The sequence below is a fragment of the Rhodococcus sp. ARC_M5 genome (genome assembly GCF_022810405.1).
Taxonomy (GTDB): Bacteria; Actinomycetota; Actinomycetes; order Mycobacteriales; family Mycobacteriaceae; genus Rhodococcoides; species Rhodococcoides navarretei.
In genome coordinates, this window is the sequence record NZ_JALGQE010000012.1 from 12,258 (window position 1) to 31,146 (window position 18,889).

General features: G+C 65.2%; 17 protein-coding genes. 10 read left to right on the forward strand and 7 right to left on the reverse strand.

The features are described from left to right. Positions 1 to 90: 90 nt before the first annotated feature. Positions 91 to 3,882, forward strand: a complete 3,792-nt coding sequence (locus MTX34_RS17965; RefSeq protein WP_243596875.1) for a multifunctional oxoglutarate decarboxylase/oxoglutarate dehydrogenase thiamine pyrophosphate-binding subunit/dihydrolipoyllysine-residue succinyltransferase subunit — start codon at positions 91 to 93, stop codon at positions 3,880 to 3,882. 243 nt (positions 3,883 to 4,125) lie between these two features. On the opposite strand, the gene MTX34_RS17970 is transcribed toward MTX34_RS17965, so the two are convergent. Next, entirely contained in the window at positions 4,126 to 4,785 is a 660-nt protein-coding gene (locus tag MTX34_RS17970; RefSeq protein WP_243610283.1) for a TetR/AcrR family transcriptional regulator, read from the reverse strand. A 69-nt stretch (positions 4,786 to 4,854) separates the two neighbouring features. Here MTX34_RS17970 and MTX34_RS17975 point away from each other — a divergent pair, with 69 nt between their 5' ends. From MTX34_RS17975 to MTX34_RS17985, 3 genes are read left to right on the forward strand one after another with little or no spacing between them, the layout of a single operon-like run. Continuing rightward, positions 4,855 to 6,426 (forward strand): NAD(P)/FAD-dependent oxidoreductase, encoded by a 1,572-nt coding sequence (locus MTX34_RS17975; RefSeq protein ID WP_243610284.1) that lies wholly within the window; start codon positions 4,855 to 4,857, stop codon positions 6,424 to 6,426. Next, positions 6,423 to 7,256: an SDR family oxidoreductase gene (locus tag MTX34_RS17980; protein ID WP_068053168.1), complete on the forward strand. Its 834-nt coding sequence runs from the start codon at positions 6,423 to 6,425 to the stop codon at positions 7,254 to 7,256. The genes MTX34_RS17975 and MTX34_RS17980 overlap by 4 nt, the downstream gene beginning before the upstream one ends. Before the next feature lie 8 nt (positions 7,257 to 7,264). Continuing rightward, positions 7,265 to 8,221 carry an alpha/beta hydrolase gene (locus MTX34_RS17985; protein ID WP_243610285.1) on the forward strand — a complete coding sequence of 319 codons (957 nt, stop codon included), beginning with the start codon at positions 7,265 to 7,267 and terminating at the stop codon, positions 8,219 to 8,221. Here the strand turns inward: MTX34_RS17985 and MTX34_RS17990 are convergent. Continuing rightward, complete coding sequence (locus MTX34_RS17990) at positions 8,177 to 9,070, reverse strand: glycine betaine ABC transporter substrate-binding protein (protein ID WP_243610286.1); 894 nt, start codon at positions 9,068 to 9,070, stop codon at positions 8,177 to 8,179. The two genes, MTX34_RS17985 and MTX34_RS17990, sit on opposite strands and share 45 nt — an antisense overlap. A gap of 207 nt (positions 9,071 to 9,277) precedes the next feature. On the opposite strand from MTX34_RS17990, the gene MTX34_RS17995 reads away from it, so the two are divergent. The 4 genes from MTX34_RS17995 to MTX34_RS18010 are packed head-to-tail and all read left to right on the forward strand — an operon-like array spanning position 9,278 to position 12,754. Further along, positions 9,278 to 10,252: an ABC transporter substrate-binding protein gene (locus tag MTX34_RS17995; RefSeq protein ID WP_243610287.1), complete on the forward strand. Its 975-nt coding sequence runs from the start codon at positions 9,278 to 9,280 to the stop codon at positions 10,250 to 10,252. Next, positions 10,252 to 11,403 carry an ABC transporter ATP-binding protein gene (locus MTX34_RS18000; protein WP_243610288.1) on the forward strand — a complete coding sequence of 384 codons (1,152 nt, stop codon included), beginning with the start codon at positions 10,252 to 10,254 and terminating at the stop codon, positions 11,401 to 11,403. The genes MTX34_RS17995 and MTX34_RS18000 overlap by 1 nt, the downstream gene beginning before the upstream one ends. Further along, a complete protein-coding gene (locus tag MTX34_RS18005; RefSeq protein ID WP_243596868.1) occupies positions 11,400 to 12,065 on the forward strand; it encodes an ABC transporter permease in 666 nt (221 codons plus the stop codon). Before MTX34_RS18000 ends, MTX34_RS18005 begins: the two co-directional genes overlap by 4 nt. Then, positions 12,062 to 12,754: an ABC transporter permease gene (locus MTX34_RS18010; protein ID WP_243596867.1), complete on the forward strand. Its 693-nt coding sequence runs from the start codon at positions 12,062 to 12,064 to the stop codon at positions 12,752 to 12,754. Before MTX34_RS18005 ends, MTX34_RS18010 begins: the two co-directional genes overlap by 4 nt. An 80-nt stretch (positions 12,755 to 12,834) precedes the next feature. Here the strand turns inward: MTX34_RS18010 and MTX34_RS18015 are convergent, their stop codons facing one another. The 4 genes from MTX34_RS18015 to MTX34_RS18030 form a co-directional block, all read right to left on the reverse strand. After that, positions 12,835 to 14,040, reverse strand: coding sequence for an NADP-dependent malic enzyme (locus MTX34_RS18015; protein WP_243610289.1), 1,206 nt, complete (start codon positions 14,038 to 14,040; stop codon positions 12,835 to 12,837). A 234-nt stretch (positions 14,041 to 14,274) separates the two neighbouring features. Further along, positions 14,275 to 14,562, reverse strand: a complete 288-nt coding sequence (locus MTX34_RS18020; protein ID WP_243610290.1) for a hypothetical protein — start codon at positions 14,560 to 14,562, stop codon at positions 14,275 to 14,277. Continuing rightward, entirely contained in the window at positions 14,559 to 15,173 is a 615-nt protein-coding gene (locus MTX34_RS18025) for a MarC family protein (RefSeq protein WP_243610291.1), read from the reverse strand. Before MTX34_RS18025 ends, MTX34_RS18020 begins: the two co-directional genes overlap by 4 nt. Further along, positions 15,170 to 16,006 carry a PHP domain-containing protein gene (locus MTX34_RS18030; protein WP_243610292.1) on the reverse strand — a complete coding sequence of 279 codons (837 nt, stop codon included), beginning with the start codon at positions 16,004 to 16,006 and terminating at the stop codon, positions 15,170 to 15,172. The genes MTX34_RS18025 and MTX34_RS18030 overlap by 4 nt, the downstream gene beginning before the upstream one ends. Positions 16,007 to 16,063: 57 nt before the next feature. On the opposite strand from MTX34_RS18030, the gene MTX34_RS18035 reads away from it, so the two are divergent. Together MTX34_RS18035 and MTX34_RS18040 are read left to right on the forward strand one after the other, a co-directional pair. Further along, positions 16,064 to 17,152 (forward strand): magnesium and cobalt transport protein CorA, encoded by a 1,089-nt coding sequence (locus MTX34_RS18035; RefSeq protein WP_243610293.1) that lies wholly within the window; start codon positions 16,064 to 16,066, stop codon positions 17,150 to 17,152. Between the two features lie 138 nt (positions 17,153 to 17,290). Continuing rightward, positions 17,291 to 18,268, forward strand: coding sequence for a lipase family protein (locus MTX34_RS18040; RefSeq protein WP_243610294.1), 978 nt, complete (start codon positions 17,291 to 17,293; stop codon positions 18,266 to 18,268). Between the two features lie 7 nt (positions 18,269 to 18,275). Here MTX34_RS18040 and MTX34_RS18045 read toward each other — a convergent pair whose 3' ends face one another. Beyond that, entirely contained in the window at positions 18,276 to 18,869 is a 594-nt protein-coding gene (locus tag MTX34_RS18045; protein WP_243610295.1) for a suppressor of fused domain protein, read from the reverse strand. Between the last annotated feature and the right edge of the window lie 20 nt (positions 18,870 to 18,889).

Here is an 18,889-nt window from a genome sequence, read left to right on the forward strand (position 1 = left end):
CCGGACGCACGTGAGCTGGACCAACGGTCTAGCCTGGACACGTACGCGCGCTGAACGGGAACGAAGACAGAAACGAGGCGAACTACTGCCGTGAGCAGCAGCTCTACTACCCAATTCGGACAAAACCAATGGCTGGTCGACGAGATGTACCAGCGATTCAAGAAGGACCCCTCATCCGTCGACGCGAGCTGGCACGAGTTTCTGTCCGGTTACGACCCCGATGCAGTGACCGACGAGACCACCGGCTCCAACGGTGCGGCCGGTAACGGCGCAGCCTCGAACGGTAGCTCGACCAAGTCCGCTCCCCCCGCAGCACCCGCGCCCCCAGCCAAGCCGGCCGCCTCTGCTCCCGACAAGGCCGAAGCACCGAAGGCAGCACCGAAAGCTGCCGCTCCCAAGGCCGAAGCCTCGAAGCCTGCCGCTGCTGCCAAGCCCGCCGAGAAGAAGGCAGCTCCCGCCAAGTCTGCTCCCGCCAAGCCCGCCGCAGCAGAGTTCGGTGAAGAGTCGAGCAAAATTCTGCGTGGCGCTGCCGCAGCGGTGGCGAAGAACATGTCTGCCTCGCTGCAGATTCCGACTGCAACCAGCGTGCGTGCGATCCCGGCCAAGCTCATGGTCGACAACCGCCTGGTCATCAACAACCACCTGGCACGTACCCGCGGCGGCAAGATCTCGTTCACGCACCTGCTCGGCTATGCGATCGTGCAGGCCGTCAAGGCGTTCCCGGGCATGAACCGCCACTTCGCCGAGGTCGACGGAAAGCCGAACGCCGTCACCCCGGCCGCGATCAACCTCGGTCTCGCGATCGACCTGCCCGGCAAGGACGGTAACCGTTCCCTCGTCGTCGCTGCCATCAAGAACACGCAGGACTTCACGTTCACGCAGTTCTACAACGCGTACGAGGACATCGTGCGACGTGCCCGCGACGGCAAGCTCACCGGTGAGGACTTCCAGGGCGTCACCATTTCGCTGACCAACCCCGGCGGAATCGGCACCGTGCACTCGGTGCCACGTCTGATGAACGGTCAGGGTGCCATCATCGGCGCCGGTGCCATGGAGTACCCGGCCGAGTTCCAGGGTGCCAGCGACGAGCGTCTCGCCGAGTTCGGCGTCGGCAAGCTCATGACGCTGACCTCGACGTACGACCACCGCATCATTCAGGGTGCAGAGTCGGGCGATTTCCTCAAGACGATCCACAACCTGCTGATCAGCGACGAGTTCTACGACGAGCTGTTCCACTCGCTCAAGATCCCGTACGAGCCCATTCGTTGGCGCAAGGATCTGCCCGAGGGCACGGTCGACAAGAACACCCGCGTGCTCGAGCTCATCGCGGCGTACCGCAACCGTGGCCACCTGATGGCCGACACCGATCCGTTGCAGTTCACCAAGGACAAGTTCCGGATGCACCCGGACCTCGACGTGATCAGCCACGACCTCACGCTGTGGGACCTCGACCGCGAATTCAAGGTCGGTGGATTCCACGGCAAGGACAAGATGAAGCTGCGGGACGTGCTCAGCGTTCTGCGCGACTCGTACTGCCGCCACGTGGGCGTCGAGTACACCCACATTCTCGAGACCGAGCAGGTCTCGTGGCTGCAGGAACGCGTCGAGGCCAAGCACGTCAAACCGACTGTGGCGCAACAGAAGTACATCCTGAGCAAGCTGAATGCCGCCGAGGCATTCGAGACGTTCCTGCAGACCAAGTACGTCGGCCAGAAGCGTTTCTCGCTCGAAGGTGCCGAGTCGGTCATCCCGATGATGGACTCCGTCATCGACCAGAGCGCCGAGTACGCCCTCGACGAGGTCGTCATCGGTATGCCGCACCGCGGCCGTCTGAACGTGCTCGCCAACATCGTCGGCAAGCCCTACTCGAAGATCTTCACCGAGTTCGAGGGCAACATGAACCCGGCCGCCGCACACGGCTCCGGCGACGTGAAGTACCACCTCGGTGCCGAGGGCACGTACATCCAGATGTTCGGCGACAACGACATCAAGGTCTCGCTCACCGCGAATCCGTCGCACCTCGAAGCCGTCGACCCCGTCCTCGAAGGTCTCGTCCGCGCCAAGCAGGATCTGCTGGACAAGGGCACCGGTCAGGGCGGCTACTCCGTACTGCCGCTGATGCTGCACGGCGACGCTGCATTCGCCGGCCAGGGCGTCGTCGCCGAGACGTTGAACCTGTCCGATCTGCGGGGCTACCGCACGGGCGGCACCGTGCACATCGTCGTCAACAACCAGGTCGGCTTCACCACCTCACCGGAGTTCTCGCGTTCGTCCGAGTACTGCACCGATGTGGCGAAGATGATCGCTGCGCCGATCTTCCACGTCAACGGCGACGACCCCGAGGCCTGTGCCTGGGTCGCTCAGCTCGCGGTGGACTTCCGTCAGAAGTTCCACAAGGACGTCGTCATCGACATGATCTGCTACCGCCGTCGCGGTCACAACGAGGGCGACGACCCGTCGATGACGCAGCCGGCGATGTACGACGTGATCGACACCAAGCGCAGCGTCCGCAAGAGCTACACCGAATCGCTCATCGGCCGTGGCGACATCTCGCTCAAGGAAGCCGAGGACGCACTTCGCGACTACCAGGGCCAGCTCGAACGCGTCTTCAACGAGGTACGCGAACTCGAGAAGTACACCCCGGAGCCGAGTGAGTCGGTCGAACTCGACCAGCAGCTGCCGGCCAAGCTCACCACCGCGGTCGACAAGGCCGTGCTGCACCGCATCGGCGATGCGCACCTCGACGTTCCCGACGGGTTCAACGTGCACCCGCGCGTCAAGCCGGTGCTCGAGAAGCGTCGCGAGATGGCGCACGAGGGCAAGGTCGACTGGGCCTTCGGCGAACTGCTCGCACTCGGATCGCTGGTGGACGAGGGACGCAACATCCGCTTCTCCGGCCAGGACACCCGCCGTGGCACGTTCACCCAGCGCCACTCGGTGATCATCGACCGCAAGACCGGTGCCGAGTACACCCCGCTGCAGAACATCGGCAGCGACAACCCCGGCAAGTTCATGGTCTACGACTCCGCGCTCAGCGAGTTCGCAGCCGTCGGCTTCGAGTACGGCTACTCGGTGGGCAACCCGGACGCACTGGTGATGTGGGAAGCGCAGTTCGGCGACTTCGTCAACGGTGCGCAGTCCATCATCGACGAGTTCATCTCCTCCGGTGAGGCCAAGTGGGGTCAGCTCTCCGACGTCGTGCTGCTGCTGCCGCACGGCCACGAAGGTCAGGGTCCCGACCACACGTCCGGACGCATCGAACGCTTCCTGACGCTGTGTGCCGAAGGATCGATGACCGTCGCGCTCCCCTCGACCCCCGCGAACTACTTCCACCTGCTGCGCAGGCACGCGCGTGACGGCATTCGTCGCCCGCTCATCGTCTTCACCCCGAAGTCGATGCTGCGCAACAAGGCAGCAGTGAGCAATATCGAGGACTTCACCGACGGCAAGTTCCACTCGGTGTTCGACGAGCCCACCTACGACACCGGCACCGGCGACCGCAGCGCGGTCAAGCGAGTGCTGATGGTCAGCGGCAAGCTCTACTACGAGCTTCTCGCTCGCAAGCAGAAGGACAATCGCGACGACGTTGCGATCGTTCGCGTCGAGCAGCTCTACCCGGTGCCGGTCCGCCGCATCCGGGAAGCACTCGAGAGCTACCCGAACGCAACCGAGTTCCGTTGGGTTCAGGAAGAGCCTGCGAACCAGGGTGCGTGGCCCTTCTTCGGTCTCGCACTGCCCGAGCTCATGCCCGAGAAGCTGGTCGGCATCAAGCGCATCTCGCGTCGCGCAATGTCCGCCCCGTCGTCGGGATCGAGCAAGGTGCATGCCGTCGAGCAACTGGAAATCATCGACGAGGCCTTCAACAAGGTCGGCGAAGACTAGACAGTTCGGTAACAACAGCGGCCCACTCCTTCGGGGGTGGGCCGCTGTTGTCGTTCGTACGCACCCAACTTCGCCGTCAGTGGACCACTACATACGTCTGGGCAGTGCAACGGTCCATTGACGCACACCTCGGTTGTGCGTGAATGGACCCTTGCATACGTCTGAGGGGTGCAACGGTCCATTGACGCGGCAGGGGGGGGCGGGGGGGCCGGGGGCGGGGATCAGGGGGCGGGGCCGGGGCGCTCAGGCGTCGGTGTCGGTGTCCGCGTCGGCTCCCAGGAGTGCGGAGATCATGCTCGGGGCCAGGGCCACGGCGGGCAGGGCGTTGACATTGAGGTCGATGAGTTCTTCGCGAGTGATGTGCGGATCCCGGAGCCAGGTGATGGTCGCTTCCTCCACGAAGGCGATCCAACCGCGGACGGCGAGGTCGATGGTGGGGGTCACTTCCATATCGAGTCCGGCGAGTTGCGCGAGCGTGCGCTCGGCCATGGTGGTGCGGGTCTGTTCGAACACCTCGCGCATCAGGGGATCTCCGCTCGCGGTGCCACGCAGCAGGGAGATGAACGTATCGCGCTTCTCGGCGACGTAATCGACGTAGTTGGCGATGGAGTCGCGCAGGATCTCGAAGGGGTCGAGTTCGGGATCGGGAGCAGTGCGCTCGATCATCGACCGGGACGCCTCACGAACTATTTCCAGGTGAAACTCCTGCTTGGAGGCGAAATAGTGGAACAGTAGACCCCGGGAGACGCCTGCTTGGTCTGCGATGTCCTCGACGGAGATCTGCTCGAGCGGGCGGTCGGCGAGCATTTCGGTCCCGAGCTCGATCAGTTGCGCTCGTCGTTGCTGCGGACTGAGCCTGGTCCTCTTCGTGGTCGATGCGCCGGGGCTGTTCACGAACGCCATGCAACCACCCTACTGAATGTTAGTCAATAACTATTGACTCACACTCAATAAGCTTCTACGCTCCCCTACATGAGTCTTCCCGTAACAGATACTTCGGACCGTGCAACGACGCCGCGTCACGTCGATACGCTGATCATCGGCAGCGGCTTCGCAGGCCTCGGTGCCGCGATCAAGCTGACGAAGGCAGGTAAGAAGGACTTCGTCGTCATCGAACGCGGCCACGACGTCGGCGGCACCTGGCGCGACAACACCTACCCCGGTGCCGCCTGCGACGTGCCGTCGCACCTGTACTCGTACTCGTTCGCCCTGAACCCGGACTGGACCCGGTCGTTCTCCACGCAGCCCGAGATCCAGAAGTACATTGCCGGAGTCGCGCGCAAGTACGGCGTCATGGACAAGCACGTATTCGGCACGGACGTGACCTCGGCCCGCTGGAACGCGGAGACCAACCGCTGGGATGTCGAGACCACCTCCGGCAACTACACCGCGAAGATCGTCGTCTCGGCCGTCGGCGCACTGTGCGAGCCGAACCTGCCCGACATCAAGGGCATTCACGACTTCAAGGGCGACGTCTTCCACTCCGCCCAGTGGAACCACGACGTCTCGCTCGCCGGCAAGCGCGTCGCCGTCATCGGCACCGGTGCGTCGGCGATTCAGATCGTGCCGGCCATCGCAGGCCAGGTACAGCATCTCGACGTGTACCAGCGCACCGCGCCGTGGATTCTTCCCCGCGCCGATCGGCCGTACACCAAGCTCGAGCGCTTCGCCTTCAAGCACGTTCCCGGATTCCAGCGTCTCTCTCGCGCCGGCATCTACGCGATGCGTGAGACCCAGGTCGTCGGTCTGGCCAAGGCTCCGGCCTTCATGAAGCCCCTGCAGTGGGCGTCGGAGAACCACTTGCGCACCCAGATCAAGGACAAGGCGCTGCGCGCCAAGGTGACGCCGAACTTCCGCATCGGCTGCAAGCGCATGTTGATCTCGAACGCGTACTACCCGGCACTCGCCCAGAGCAACGTCGACCTCGTCACCGACGGCATCGCGGAGGTGCGCGAGGGCTCCATCGTGACCAAGGACGGCACCGAGCGCCCGATCGACGCGCTCGTGGTCGCCACCGGCTTCCACGTCACCGACTCCCCCGCCTACCAGGGCATCACCGGTAAGGACGGTCGCACGTTGGCCGAAACCTTCGACGACGGTGGCCAGCAGGGCTACAAGGGCGCAGCGGTCGCCAACTTCCCCAACATGTTCTTCCTGGTGGGGCCCAACACCGGCCTCGGACACACCTCGATGGTCTTCATGATCGAGTCGCAGATCAACTACCTGGTCGACGCGTTGAACACGATCGACAAGCACGACATCGGCACCATCGAGGTGCGCAAGGACGTGCAGGACGAATACAACGTCACGCTCCAGGATCAGCTCGCCAAGAGCGTCTGGATGAACGGCGGGTGCGCCAGCTGGTACCTCGACAAGCACGGCAACAACACGACACTGTGGCCGGGCTTCACCTTCGAGTTCCGCAGAATGACCAAGAACTTCGATCTCGATGCGTACCGTAGCGTCGCTACCGCCGACCTGCCCTCCGGATCGTCGGCCAACACCTCCGCCGGCAACAACACAGACAAGGTGTCCGCACGATGAGCACATTCACAGGCAAGGTCGCCGTAGTCACCGGCGCGGGTTCGGGAATCGGCCGGGCTCTGGCCCTCGAGCTGGCCGGGCGGGGAGCGAAGTTGGCACTGTCCGACGTCGACACCGCAGGACTGGACGAGACGGTCCGACGCGTCGAGGCGTTGGGTGCCGAGGTCAAGTCGGATTTCTTGGATGTGTCCCAGCGCGAGACCGTACTGGACTACGCCGAGGCCGTCGTCGCGCATTTCGGCAAGGTCAACCAGATCTACAACAACGCCGGGATCGCGTACCACGGTGACGTCGACAAGTCCTCGTTCAAGGACATCGAGCGCATCGTCGACGTCGACTTCTGGGGAGTCGTCAATGGCACCAAGGCATTTCTGCCGCACATCCAGGCCTCCGGCGACGGCCACATCATCAACATCTCCAGCCTCTTCGGCCTGCTGGCCATGCCGTCGCAGTCCGCGTACAACGCCGCAAAGTTCGCCGTCCGCGGATTCAGCGAGTCGTTGCGGATGGAAATGCTGATCTCCAAGGCACCGGTCAAGGTGACCGTGGTGCATCCCGGCGGCATCAAGACCGCCATTGCCCGCAACGCCACGGTCGCCGAGAACTTCGATCAGGCCGACGTGGCCAAGTTCTTCGACAGCAAGCTCGCCAAGACCACCCCGATCGACGCGGCCAAGACCATTCTCAAGGGCGTCGAGAAGGGCAAGGGCCGGGTACTCATCGGTTCCGACGCGATCGCCCTCGATCTGCTGCAGCGCATCACCGGTTCGCGATACCAGGGCCTGATCGCGGCGGTATCCAAGCGCGCGCTGCCGCGCACGAAGAAGTAGGCGCGCCCGTGAAGTCCTTATACGTTCCCCTGCCGATCGTCGCGGCGGCACTGAAGCCGTTCTACCGCCTTGCGCTCAATCCGCGCCTGTCTTTCCGGGCGCAGCGGGCACTTCTCGAGGCCGCGGCTCCGGCGCAGACACTTCCGCACGGAACGGTCTCGCAGAAGTTGACGCTCGCGGGACGCAAAGCCGAGCGTGTCACCGTCGGTGCGACCGAACGCGACACGGCAATCCTCTACCTGCACGGCGGCGCATACACGATCGGTTCGATCAACACGCACCGGTCGCTCGCGGCGCATCTGGCGCGGGAATCGGCCAGCGCGGTCTACGTGCTCGACTACCGGTTGGCCCCGGAGAACCCGTACCCGGCAGGTCTGGACGACGCCGTGGCGGCGTTCCGCGAGCTGGTCCGGTCCCACGGATTCGCAGCCGAGCGCATCGCCATCGCCGGCGATTCGGCCGGTGGCGGTCTGACCGTCGCCACCGCCCGGCGGCTGGTGGACGACGGCACCAGCCCGGCCGCCCTCGGCCTGATCTCGCCCTGGGTCGATCCCGGTGCGCGCGACGCCGTCAAGGACCGCGATCTCGTGGTCAACACCGGATGGTCGTACAGCTCGGCCGATGCCTATCTGGGTGCAGGCGATCCACTGGACCAGGGCTTCGCCCCACTGTTGGGAAACCTGGACGGACTGCCCCCGATCGTCATGCACGTCGGCACCGACGAGGTGCTGTACGCGCAGATCACCGCGTTCGCGGACAAGCTGCGTCTGTCGGGCGTTGAGCTCGAACACGTGGAGTACAAGAAGCTCTGGCACGTGGCCCATCTACAGGCATCGATCCTGCGTGAGGCGGCTCAGGCCGTCCAGCACATGGGCTCGTACCTCGGCCGCAAGGTCAGAGCCACCCCCACGGTCGGCGCGTCACAGGTTGCGCTCACCGAGCCAACGGCCGGCGACCTCGCCTGACGGAACACCACTGCGGACCTCGCCGATCATGTCGGCGAGGTCCGCTGTCGTCAGCTCCCCAGCCACCACCGAGAACGACTCGAGCGCACTCTCCTCGAGCACTCCGTTGGAATAGAGCGGCACCACGTTCTGCGCTGGGTAGACGCTGTCGTCGTCGGGCAGCGTTGTCAGGTCTTTCGCCAGCGGGCCGAACGACGCGGTGCGAATGGCAAGTGCGGCCACCGCCCCGGAATTCAGCTCGTCGACCGCGAACTGTGCGTCCGGATACACCATGAACTCCGAGAAGCCGGCCCCGGTGAAGCTCGGGCTGCCCACACCCTCTGTCCTGACGTCCATCGGATGTACCTCCCCCTCGACCGTCCCTACCGTCACGTCGGTACGACGCAGAAATTCGGCCACCGTCGTTCCGTCGTCCACCGCATTGTCCGACGCCACCGCGATGGCAAGTCGATCCTCTGCTGTCACGTAATCCCCCACCGACAACCCGGCGGGCAGTGATCGGTTCAGTTCGGTGTACACGTCCTCGGCCTCGGTTGCCGATGATGTGGCGTCGAAGGTGCGGAGCAGGTCCCCGGTCAGATCGGGAACCATCGTCACCTCACCGCGGTCCAGCGCCGCGAGGTAGTCGGCCCGATCTCCCAGGTCTTCCTTCACCTCGACGTCCGTTCCCGTCGACCGCAGTCCCCCGGCGTAGATCTGGGCGAGCAGCTGCGAGAGGTCGGTGCTGCCCGCTCCGACGACTATGGGCCCGGAAGCCGGGTCGGTCGACGTGCCCGCACTGCAACCGCCGAGCAGCCCGGCGATCGACATCGTCAGGGCGGCTACCAGAACCGACGAACGCACTGTCATTTTCTCCTGTTCACTGCCCGGGTGGTTTACCGATCTCGGCCGCGGGGCACTAGTGCGAACGAGACGGTAGTCGAACCAACCTTATGGGCACGCCGAATTCGACTACCATCCCGAGCAGCCCGAGTCCTGGTTCCTTCGATACCCCCGCAGCGCGAGTGGGGTCGAAGGAGATGGGTAGGACTGTGCCCGAACCGATGGAAGGACATCATGACCACCTCCCGAATCACGCGCGCGTTCTCCGCTCCGAGGGCAGTGGCTGCCGTTGCCGCACTCGCTCTCTCGGTCACCGCACTGACCGCCTGCGGCGGAAATTCGGACCCACTGTCCAGCGGTGGCGGCGAGAGCAACAGCGACACGAACTCCATCATCATCGGCTCGGCCAACTTCCCCGAGTCCGAAACCGTGGCGAACATCTACGCCGAGGCGCTGCGCGCCAACGGCTTCGAGGTGAGCACCAAGCTCAATATCGGCAGCCGTGAGGCATACATTCCTGCGGTACGCGACGGGTCGATCGATCTGATCCCGGACTACACCGGAAACCTGCTGCAGTACTTGGACGAATCCGCGACCGCCACGTCCTCCGAGGACGTTCTGGCCGCATTGCCCGACGCACTGGGTGACGATCTCACCGTGACGGCGCAGGCTCCCGGCGAGGACAAGGATGCCGTCGTCGTCACTCGCCAGACCGCCACCGAGCGCAATCTCACCACCATCGGCGACCTCGCTCCGTTCTCGTCCGAGGTGACCTTCGCCGGTACCCCGGAATTCCAGGAGCGCACCGGCGGTCTGCCCGGTCTGCGCGACAAGTACGGTCTGGACATCTCGCCCGGCAACTACATCCCGATCTCCGACGGCGGCGGCCCGGCCACGGTCGAGGCGCTGGTCTCCGGGCAGGTCGTCGCAGCGGACATCTTCACCACCGCGCCCTCGATCGCACAGAACGATCTGGTCGTTCTCGAGGATCCGGAGAACAACTTCGCCGCGCAGAACATCATTCCGGTGCTGCGCACGTCCAAGCAGTCGGACAAGCTCACTCAGGTGCTCGACGCCGTGTCGGCACAGATCACCACCGAGGAGCTGATTGCGCTGAACACGCGAGTGTCCGGTGACGAGAAGGTAGAACCCGCGGCAGCAGCAGCGGATTGGGTCGCGGACAAGGGTCTGGACCAGCCGGTCAGCTGATGATCACCTTCGAGCAGATCAACAAGACGTACCCGGACGGCACCACGGCGGTCGACTCCCTGGACCTGGTGATCGAGCCACACTCGTTCACCGTGTTCGTGGGGCCGTCCGGGTGCGGCAAGACCACCTCCATGCGGATGATCAATCGCATGATCGCACCGACCTCGGGCGTGATCACGGTCGACGGTCGCAACATCGCGGACACCGACGCGGTGAAGTTGCGTCGCGGCATCGGGTACGTCATCCAGAGTGCCGGGCTGCTGCCCCACCGCACCGTCGTCGACAACGTCGCGACGGTGCCGGTGCTCAACGGCGAATCCCGTCGTGCCGCACGCAAGGCCGCGCTCGACGTCCTCGAGCGCGTCGGGCTCGACCCGGCATTCGCCTCGCGATACCCGGCGCAGCTGTCCGGTGGGCAGCAACAGCGGGTGGGCGTGGCCCGCGCACTCGCCGCCGACCCGCCGATCCTGTTGATGGACGAGCCCTTCAGTGCGGTTGACCCGGTGGTTCGTGAGGAACTGCAGACCGAGATGCTGCGATTGCAGGCCGACCTGCAGAAGACCATCGTGTTCGTCACTCACGACATCGACGAGGCCGTCCGGCTCGGCGACAACATCGCCGTCTTCGGTCCGCAGGGCCGGCTGCAGCAGTACGACAAGCCGGAGACCGTACTCGCTGCCCCCGCAACGTCGTTCGTGGCGTCGTTCGTCGGTCGAGATCGCGGATACCGGGGCCTGTCGTTCCGCTCGGCACAGTCGGTGACGATGCACCCGATCCACACGGCGACGCAGGACGAGATTCACGGTCTACGCCTCGATCAGGGGCAGTGGGTCCTGGTGGTCGACGAGCAGCGTCGCCCGCTCGGGTGGATCGACGCGACCGGTGTCGAGAAGGTGCGCGACGGCGGAAGCATCGACGAGAGCACGGCGGCGGGAGGATCTCTGTTCCTCGAGGGCGGCGACCTGCGGCAGGCACTGGACTCGGCCATCTCCTCCCCGTCGGGAATCGGTGTTGCGGTCGATGCATCCGGCGCGGCCGTCGGTAGCGTCGACGGTGCCGAGATCCTCGAAAACCTTGCAGAACAACGCAAGGCCGAGGACTCCGAGCGCAACCGGCACCACTTCCTCGCTACCGGGGACACCGAACAGTGACCTGGCTGTTCGACAATTTCGATGTCGTACTCGGCTACACGAAGACACACCTGTATCTCTCGCTCGTCCCGCTGTTCGTCGGGCTGGTCATCGCCATCCCACTGGGCACCGTCATTCGCAACACTCGCTGGGTTCGCCGAATCACGTTGACAGTGGCCAGTATCGCGTTCACCCTGCCGTCGCTCGCGCTGTTCGTCACCATCCCTGCAGTGGTCGGTCTACCGGTACTCGATCCGTTGAACGTCGTCATCGCTCTGACGGTGTACTCGACTGCCCTGTTGGTGCGGGCGGTGCCCGAGGCACTCGATTCGGTACCGTTTGCGGTGGTCGACTCCGCCCAGGCGATGGGCTACTCGTCGCTGCGACGAGCGGTGGCCGTCGAACTGCCACTGGCACTTCCGGTGTTGATCGCGAACATCAGAGTCGTGGCGGTCACCAACATCTCGCTGGTCTCGGTGGGCTCGGTGATCGGCATCGGCGGTCTCGGGCAGCTCTTCACCCAGGGCTACCAGCGCGATTATCCCGACCAGATCTTCGCCGGCATCATCTCGATCGTGTTCCTGGCGTTGGTGTTCGACGCAGCCCTGTACCTGCTGGGCCGTCGACTGACTCCGTGGACGCGGCTGAGCACGGGCTCATCGAAGAAGAAGGCACGCGCATGAATCTCTTCTCCGAGGCGTTCTCGTACATCCTCGACGGCGGAAACTGGGCCGGTCCCACGGGAATCGGCGCACGACTGATCGAGCACATGTGGTACAGCCTGCTGGCAGTGCTGCTCTCCGCGGCCGTCGCGGTTCCCGCCGGTCTGCTGATCGGTCACCTACGCCGCGGCGAGGCCGTCATCGTCGGACTCGTCAACGCGCTGCGGTCGCTGCCGACCCTCGGCATTCTCGTGTTTCTGGTTCTGGTGATCGGATTGGGTCTCGTCCCCCCGATCATCGCCTTGGTGCTGCTGGGCATTCCTCCGCTGTTGGCCGGCACGTACTCCGGCATCGCCAACGTCGACGCGAACGTCGTCGACGCCGCACGTGCGATGGGGATGACCGAAACCCAAGTGCTGTTTCGGGTGGAGATCCCCAACGCGCTGCCTCTGATCCTCGGCGGGTTGCGCAACACCACCCTGCAGATCATCGCCACCGCGACCATCGCGGCCTACGTCAACCTCGGTGGGCTCGGCCGCTACATCTTCGACGGGCTTGCGCTCTACGACTACGGCCGCGTTCTGGTCGGTGCCATTCTGGTGGCGCTGCTGACCTTGATCGTCGACGGCCTTCTCGCCCTTGCTGTCTGGTCGTCCGTTCCGGGAACTGGTCGTCTGCGGCGGATGCCAACCGGACTCGCGAAGGTCTGACTCGTCCGACGACGAAAAGACACCGGCGAACCACAGGCCCGGGTGGGGGCCGGGTTCGCCGGTGTTTTCTTTCCGTTTTCCTACGCGACGCCCTCGGCTCGCGCTGCTGCCGCAACTGCGTCCGCAACGGCCGGGGCGACACGAGGATCGAGTGGGCTGGGCACGATCTTGTCCGCAGCCAACTCGTCGCCGAGAACCGAGAGGATTGCCTCGGCAGCGGCGAGCTTCATGCCTTCGGTGATGCGGCGGGCACCCGCGTCGAGCGCGCCCTTGAACACACCGGGGAAGGCGAGAACATTGTTGATCTGGTTCGGGAAGTCGCTGCGTCCGGTCGCGACGATCGCGGCGTACTTTCGCGCCACCCCGGGATGGATCTCCGGATCCGGGTTGGACAACGCGAACACGATGGAGTCCGGGGCCATCGATGCGATGTAGCTCTCGTCGACCTTGCCCGCGGACAGACCGAGGAACACATCGGCTCCGGCCAGGGCGTCGGCCGCTCCGCCGGACAGCGCACGGGGGTTGGTGCGTGCCGCGAGATCGGTCTTGACACTGGTGAGGTCGTGGCGGTCGGAGGAGACGATCCCCTTCGAGTCCAGCACCACCACGTCCCGGATGCCGGCCAGGAGCAGCATGTTCGCGCACGCGACGCCCGCTGCCCCGGCTCCGGAGATGACGACCTTCAGCTCGGAGGTACTGCGGCCCTGAACCTTCGCGGCCCCGTTGAGCGCGGCGAGGACCACGATCGCGGTGCCGTGTTGATCGTCGTGCATGACGGGGCAGTCGAGTGCCTCGATGACGCGCTTCTCGATCTCGAAACAGCGCGGTGCCGAGATGTCTTCGAGGTTGACGGCACCGAAGCTGTGCCGCAGGCGCACGATGGTCTCGACGATCTCGTCGACGTCGTTGGTGTCGAGCACGATCGGGATGGAGTCGAGACCGGCGAACTTCTTGAACAGCGCGGCCTTGCCTTCCATCACCGGCAGCGACGCGCGAGGACCGATGTCGCCCAAACCGAGCACTGCGGAGCCGTCGGAGATGACGGCGACGAGGCGATCGGTCCAGGTGTATCGCTTGGCCAACGCGGGGTCGGCAGCGATGGCGCGGCTGACCTGGGCGACTCCGGGCGTGTACGCAATGGACAGATCGCGCTGGGTCTCGAGGGGTGCCGCCAACTCGACCGACAGCTTGCCGCCGAGGTGCCCGGCGAAGATCTCCTCGTCGGTGATCCCGGCGGGAAGGGCCGGTGTGGTGGGTGTTGCTGTGCTGTCTTCGACTGCCGTCACGGTGAAAGCTCCTCGCACTGTCGACCTCGACCAGCAAGGCGACGCATGTCAACGAAGTGATGATGATGGGGATGAGGGCGCTCGGAGTGCGCCAGTGCTGGCTGCAAACTGCCGAGAGCGTGTCTCGCATGTGAGGCGGGTACGCCTGCACGATCAGCGATGGGCTGTAGCCCTGTCGGTGCCCCAGTGTGCCACATCGTCGCCCTAACTGACCACAGAGTCAGGAACGGGTTCTCACTGCCACCATTGCGTCCACAGCACGAGGCCGGTAGCGACGAACACGACCATCGCCCCGAGAAACGCGGCAAATCCGCGACGGTGATCGGTGATGCGCTGGGCAATCACGGCCACGACCGCGGCGACGATATGCGCGGCGACCGAGAGACCACCCGGCCCCGGAAAACCGCGAGTGTGGCCGAGATACTGCGTGACGGCGACGGCGATGGCCAGCACCAAAAGTCCCGCGGTGACGATGCCGCTGAGCCCGCGCAGGAATCGCAACCCGGCCCCTGCCCCGGTCATCCGCCGGCCACGAATCCGCGAACCGAGTCCGCGATCAACTGCACCGCGATGGCAGCGAGCAACAGTCCCGCGATGCGGGCCAACAGGGAGATACCGCCCTCTCCGAGCAGCCGGATGAGTACCGTGGAGAATCGCAGTACGAGGAAGAACAGAACGTGAATGGTGATGATGCCCAGGGCAATTGCCAGCAACGATCCTGCGTCACCGTCGGCCTGGCTGACGTAGACGATCACGGCGGCGATGGCACCGGGGCCGGCCATCAGCGGAGTCCCGAGCGGCACGAGTGCGACGTTGACGTCCTCCGCGGCGGTGTCTCCGCCCGCGCCCTTTCCGGTCAGCAGCGACAGGGCGATGAGCAGCAACAGCAACCCGCCCGCACCCTGCAGTGCCGGAATACCGATGTGCAGATAGCTCAGGATTGCCTGGCCGCCGATCGCGAACACCGAGATGACGGTCAGCGACACCGTCGGTGCCTGCCACGCGGCCTTGTTGCGCGCTTCCTTGCTCTTGCGGCCCACCAGCGACAGGAACACCGGGATCGCGCCCGGGGGGTCCATGATGACGAAGAGGGTGATCAGCACCGTGAGGTAGAGCGTCACGTCGAATGTCATGGGCGGGCCGCCGCAACCAGTCGGTCGTAGTGCTCCGGGGCGGTGGTGTATTCGCCCAGCTTCACCGTCTTGTTGGTTCCGTGGTAATCCGAGGATCCGGTGACGATCAGATCCAGCTCCTCGGCGAGATCGGCCATCACCGCGGTGTCCTCCGGCGAGTGATCCATGTGGTGCACTTCCACTCCGCCGAGACCGCGAGCTGCCAGTTCGCGAATGTGATCGAGGTCGAGGATGCGGCCGCGGGCACGAGCTCTTGCGTGCGCGAGCACACTGACACCGCCCGCCGCGGCGATCATGTCCACCGCGACCTCGAGGGGGGTGTCGACCTTCTCGACGTAGTACTTGCCGCTGGTCGCCAACGGACCGGCGAACGCAGCGTCCATGTTCGGAACGTACCCGGCGTCGATCAGCGCACGGCCCAGGTGCGGTCGCCCGGCCGCCTCCCCGGCCGAGGCCAGCACCGCGTCGGGGTCGATGGGCAAACCGTCCGCCGCCATCTTCTCGGCAATGGCACGCAACCTCGTCACCCGCTCGCTCCGTAGACGAGCGCGCTCCCCGGCGAATGCCTCGTTCGCCGGGTCGAACAGGTACGCGAGCAGGTGCACCGGAACCGGCTCGCCGTCCTCGCCTCGTCCACTGCAGGAGAGTTCCATACCGCGCACGAGCGTCAGTCCGGACGGCAGCGCAGAGGCAGCCTCGTCCCAGCCCGCGGTGGTGTCGTGGTCGGTCAGAGCCACCACCGACAGTCCCGCTTCGGCTGCGGCGCGGACCAGCTCGGCCGGGCTGTCGGTGCCGTCGGACGCCGTCGAGTGGGTGTGGAGATCGATGAGCACCTGCACAGTGTTTCAGGCCCACTCTCTCGTCGTTTTGCTGGCGTACGATTGCCCGCCATGCCGTCCCTTCCCCCTCGCCCGTCGCTGCCCTCACTGCATCGACGTACCGCCAAGGCAGATCACGAGCCGACACCGCGAATTCCGGTGCCCACGGCCCGCGCGATCGTCGACTGCGCGGTCTATGTCGACGGCGCCCGGCTGCCCGGCAGATTCACCCACACCTCGGCCATCGCAGAGGTGCGGGCCCGCGGCGAGGGATTCGTGTGGGTCGGTCTGCACGCGCCCGACGAACACCAGATGAGTGCCATCGCTCAGTGCTACGGGCTGCACGAGCTGATGGTCGAGGACACCGTGCACGCCCACCAGAGGCCAAAACTCGAGCGCTACGACGACGTCGCGTTCCTGGTGCTGCGCACGGTGAAGTACGTCGAGCACGAGTCGGTGACGACCGCCAACGAGATCGTCGAGAGCGGCGAGATCATGGTGATGGTCGGCCGTGACTTCGTCATCACCGTCCGGCACGGTGAGCATTCCGGGTTGGCCGGCGTGCGTCAGCGTCTCGAAGCGAACTCCGAACAACTCGCGCTCGGACCGTCGGCGGTGCTGCACGCGGTGGCAGACCACGTGGTCGACGAGTATCTCGCGGTGACCGAATCGATCGAGCGAGACGTAGACGGGATGGAGGAGGAGGTGTTCTCGCCGCACCACCACGTGCCCATCGAGAACATCTATCTCCTCAAGCGGGAGGTGGTGGAGCTTCGCCGGTCGGTGACACCACTGTCGACGCCGCTGGCGCGGCTGGTGCAGGAGCCGAGCGTCCCCAAAGCCGTGCGGCGCTATCTGCGCGACGTACAGGACCATCACACGACGGTTGCCGAGCGCATCTCCGAGTACGACGAGGTGCTCAGCTCACTCGTCGACGCCGCGCTGGCGCGTGTGACCATGCAGCAGAACCTGGACATGCGCAAGATCTCGGCGTGGGTGGCGATCGCCGCTGTGCCGACGATGGTCGCGGGCATCTACGGGATGAACTTCGACAACATGCCCGAACTGCACTGGACGTACGGCTACCACCTGATGGTCGCGGTCGTGTTGTGCGTCTGTATCGGATTGTGGCGCACGTTCCACAAGAACGACTGGCTCTAGCAACGTTCGGAAATTGGACATCGTCCAACGTGCGGACGCGATTGTTGGCGATTCCCCCGAAGCTCCACGGGTGTTGAGCCCCCCGGCCCTCACCGGATGACACTGCACAAGACGTGCAGTTCATTTCGGAAGGTAACGATGAAGATCCGCGCTCTGGCGGTGGCCTCGGCCGTCGCCGCACTCTGCTCGTTCACCCCGGCGGCAGCATCGGCCGAGACCGGTTCCGGACCAGGGCAGGCGGCCGTCGGCCCGCCGCTGACCGTCGCGGCGGCCGAACTGGACAAGGCCCTCACGTGCACCACCGATCTGCGCGACGCCACCCGCGATCCGGTCCTCCTCACCCCGGCCTTCGCCACCGATCAGCAATCCTTCGGCTGGAACTATCTTCGATCACTGCCCGCTGCAGGGATACCGGTGTGCAGCCTGTCCTTCCCCGACGAGGGGTACGGCGACCTGCAGATCGCCGCCCAATACGTCGTACATGCGGTTCGAACGATGGCGGCCGACAGCGGTCGCCAGGTGGTCATGATGGGTCACCAGCACGGCCCACTGGACGAGCTGTGGGCGTTGACGTTCTGGCCGGATCTGCCCGCGCTGGTGTCGGATTTCATCTCGCTCGCCACCCCGTACAACGGCACCGACTCGGCACGGTCGGGATGTGACGACGCGCAGGAGTGCCCGCCGGCGAACTGGCAGATCGCCACCGGATCGAAGTTCCTCACCGCGTTGGCGGCGCGTCCGTTGCCGGACGGGCCGGGCTACACCTCGATCTACACGCAATTCGACGAGTTGATCTATCCGCAACCGCGCGCGAGCACCCTTGCCGGAGCGTCGAACATCGCCGTGCAGGACATCTGCCCACTACGACCGGTCGAACACTTCGGCATTCTCGGTGACAACGTCGCGTACAACATCGTGCTCGACGCACTCGCCCACGACGGACCCGCTGTGCAGAAACGCATTTCGAAGAACCTGTGCTTCACCACGACGATGCCCCAGCTGCGCTACACGCTGGAATCGTCGATCACCGGATTCGCCTACGGCCTCGGCGTTCCCCAGCATTTCGAGAACGACTCGGTGGACGCCGAACCCGAGTTGGCGTCCTACGCGCAGTAGGGGCGGATCAGAGGCTGGCTGCGGACCGGTTGGGATCGCGCACGTCGATTCCCGCTTCCGTCCACGCCTCGCGCAGCGCGTCCGCGCCGCGCAACCGCACCCAGGCCGCCTCGGTGCCGGTGAGAGGCACGGCAGCCAGAAAGCGAACCGGATCGTAGGGCTCGGGCAGAGTCAGATCCGCGATATCACTGTCACCGAGCAGCACGGCAGTGAACGGCGCGTTGGTCCACAGCGGCTCACCCAGATCGAGCAGCGCATCCTCGACGAGCACGACGCCCTCCACCGCGGGTGACGCGGCGAGCACGGCCAAGGACTTGTGCACGCCCGACGCCACGCCTGCCCCACCGCGAAGTGTCAGCACCAGTTCTGCACGGGGGCCCCGCGAGGGATCGGCAACGAGTTCGTTGGGGTCGGCCATGGGGTGCCGAGAACAGCCGAGACTGACGTACCGGACCACGTCGGAGTCCGCGCCGAATCTCAGGACGTCCAGCGACTCGAGGCCGAGGAACGTCACCGACGCCGACGACGGGTTCTCGTCGCCGATTTCGGTCACCAGATGTGCGCGTACCGCTGTAATGACACTGTCGCTCACCTGACCCATCCAACACCACCGATGCCCGA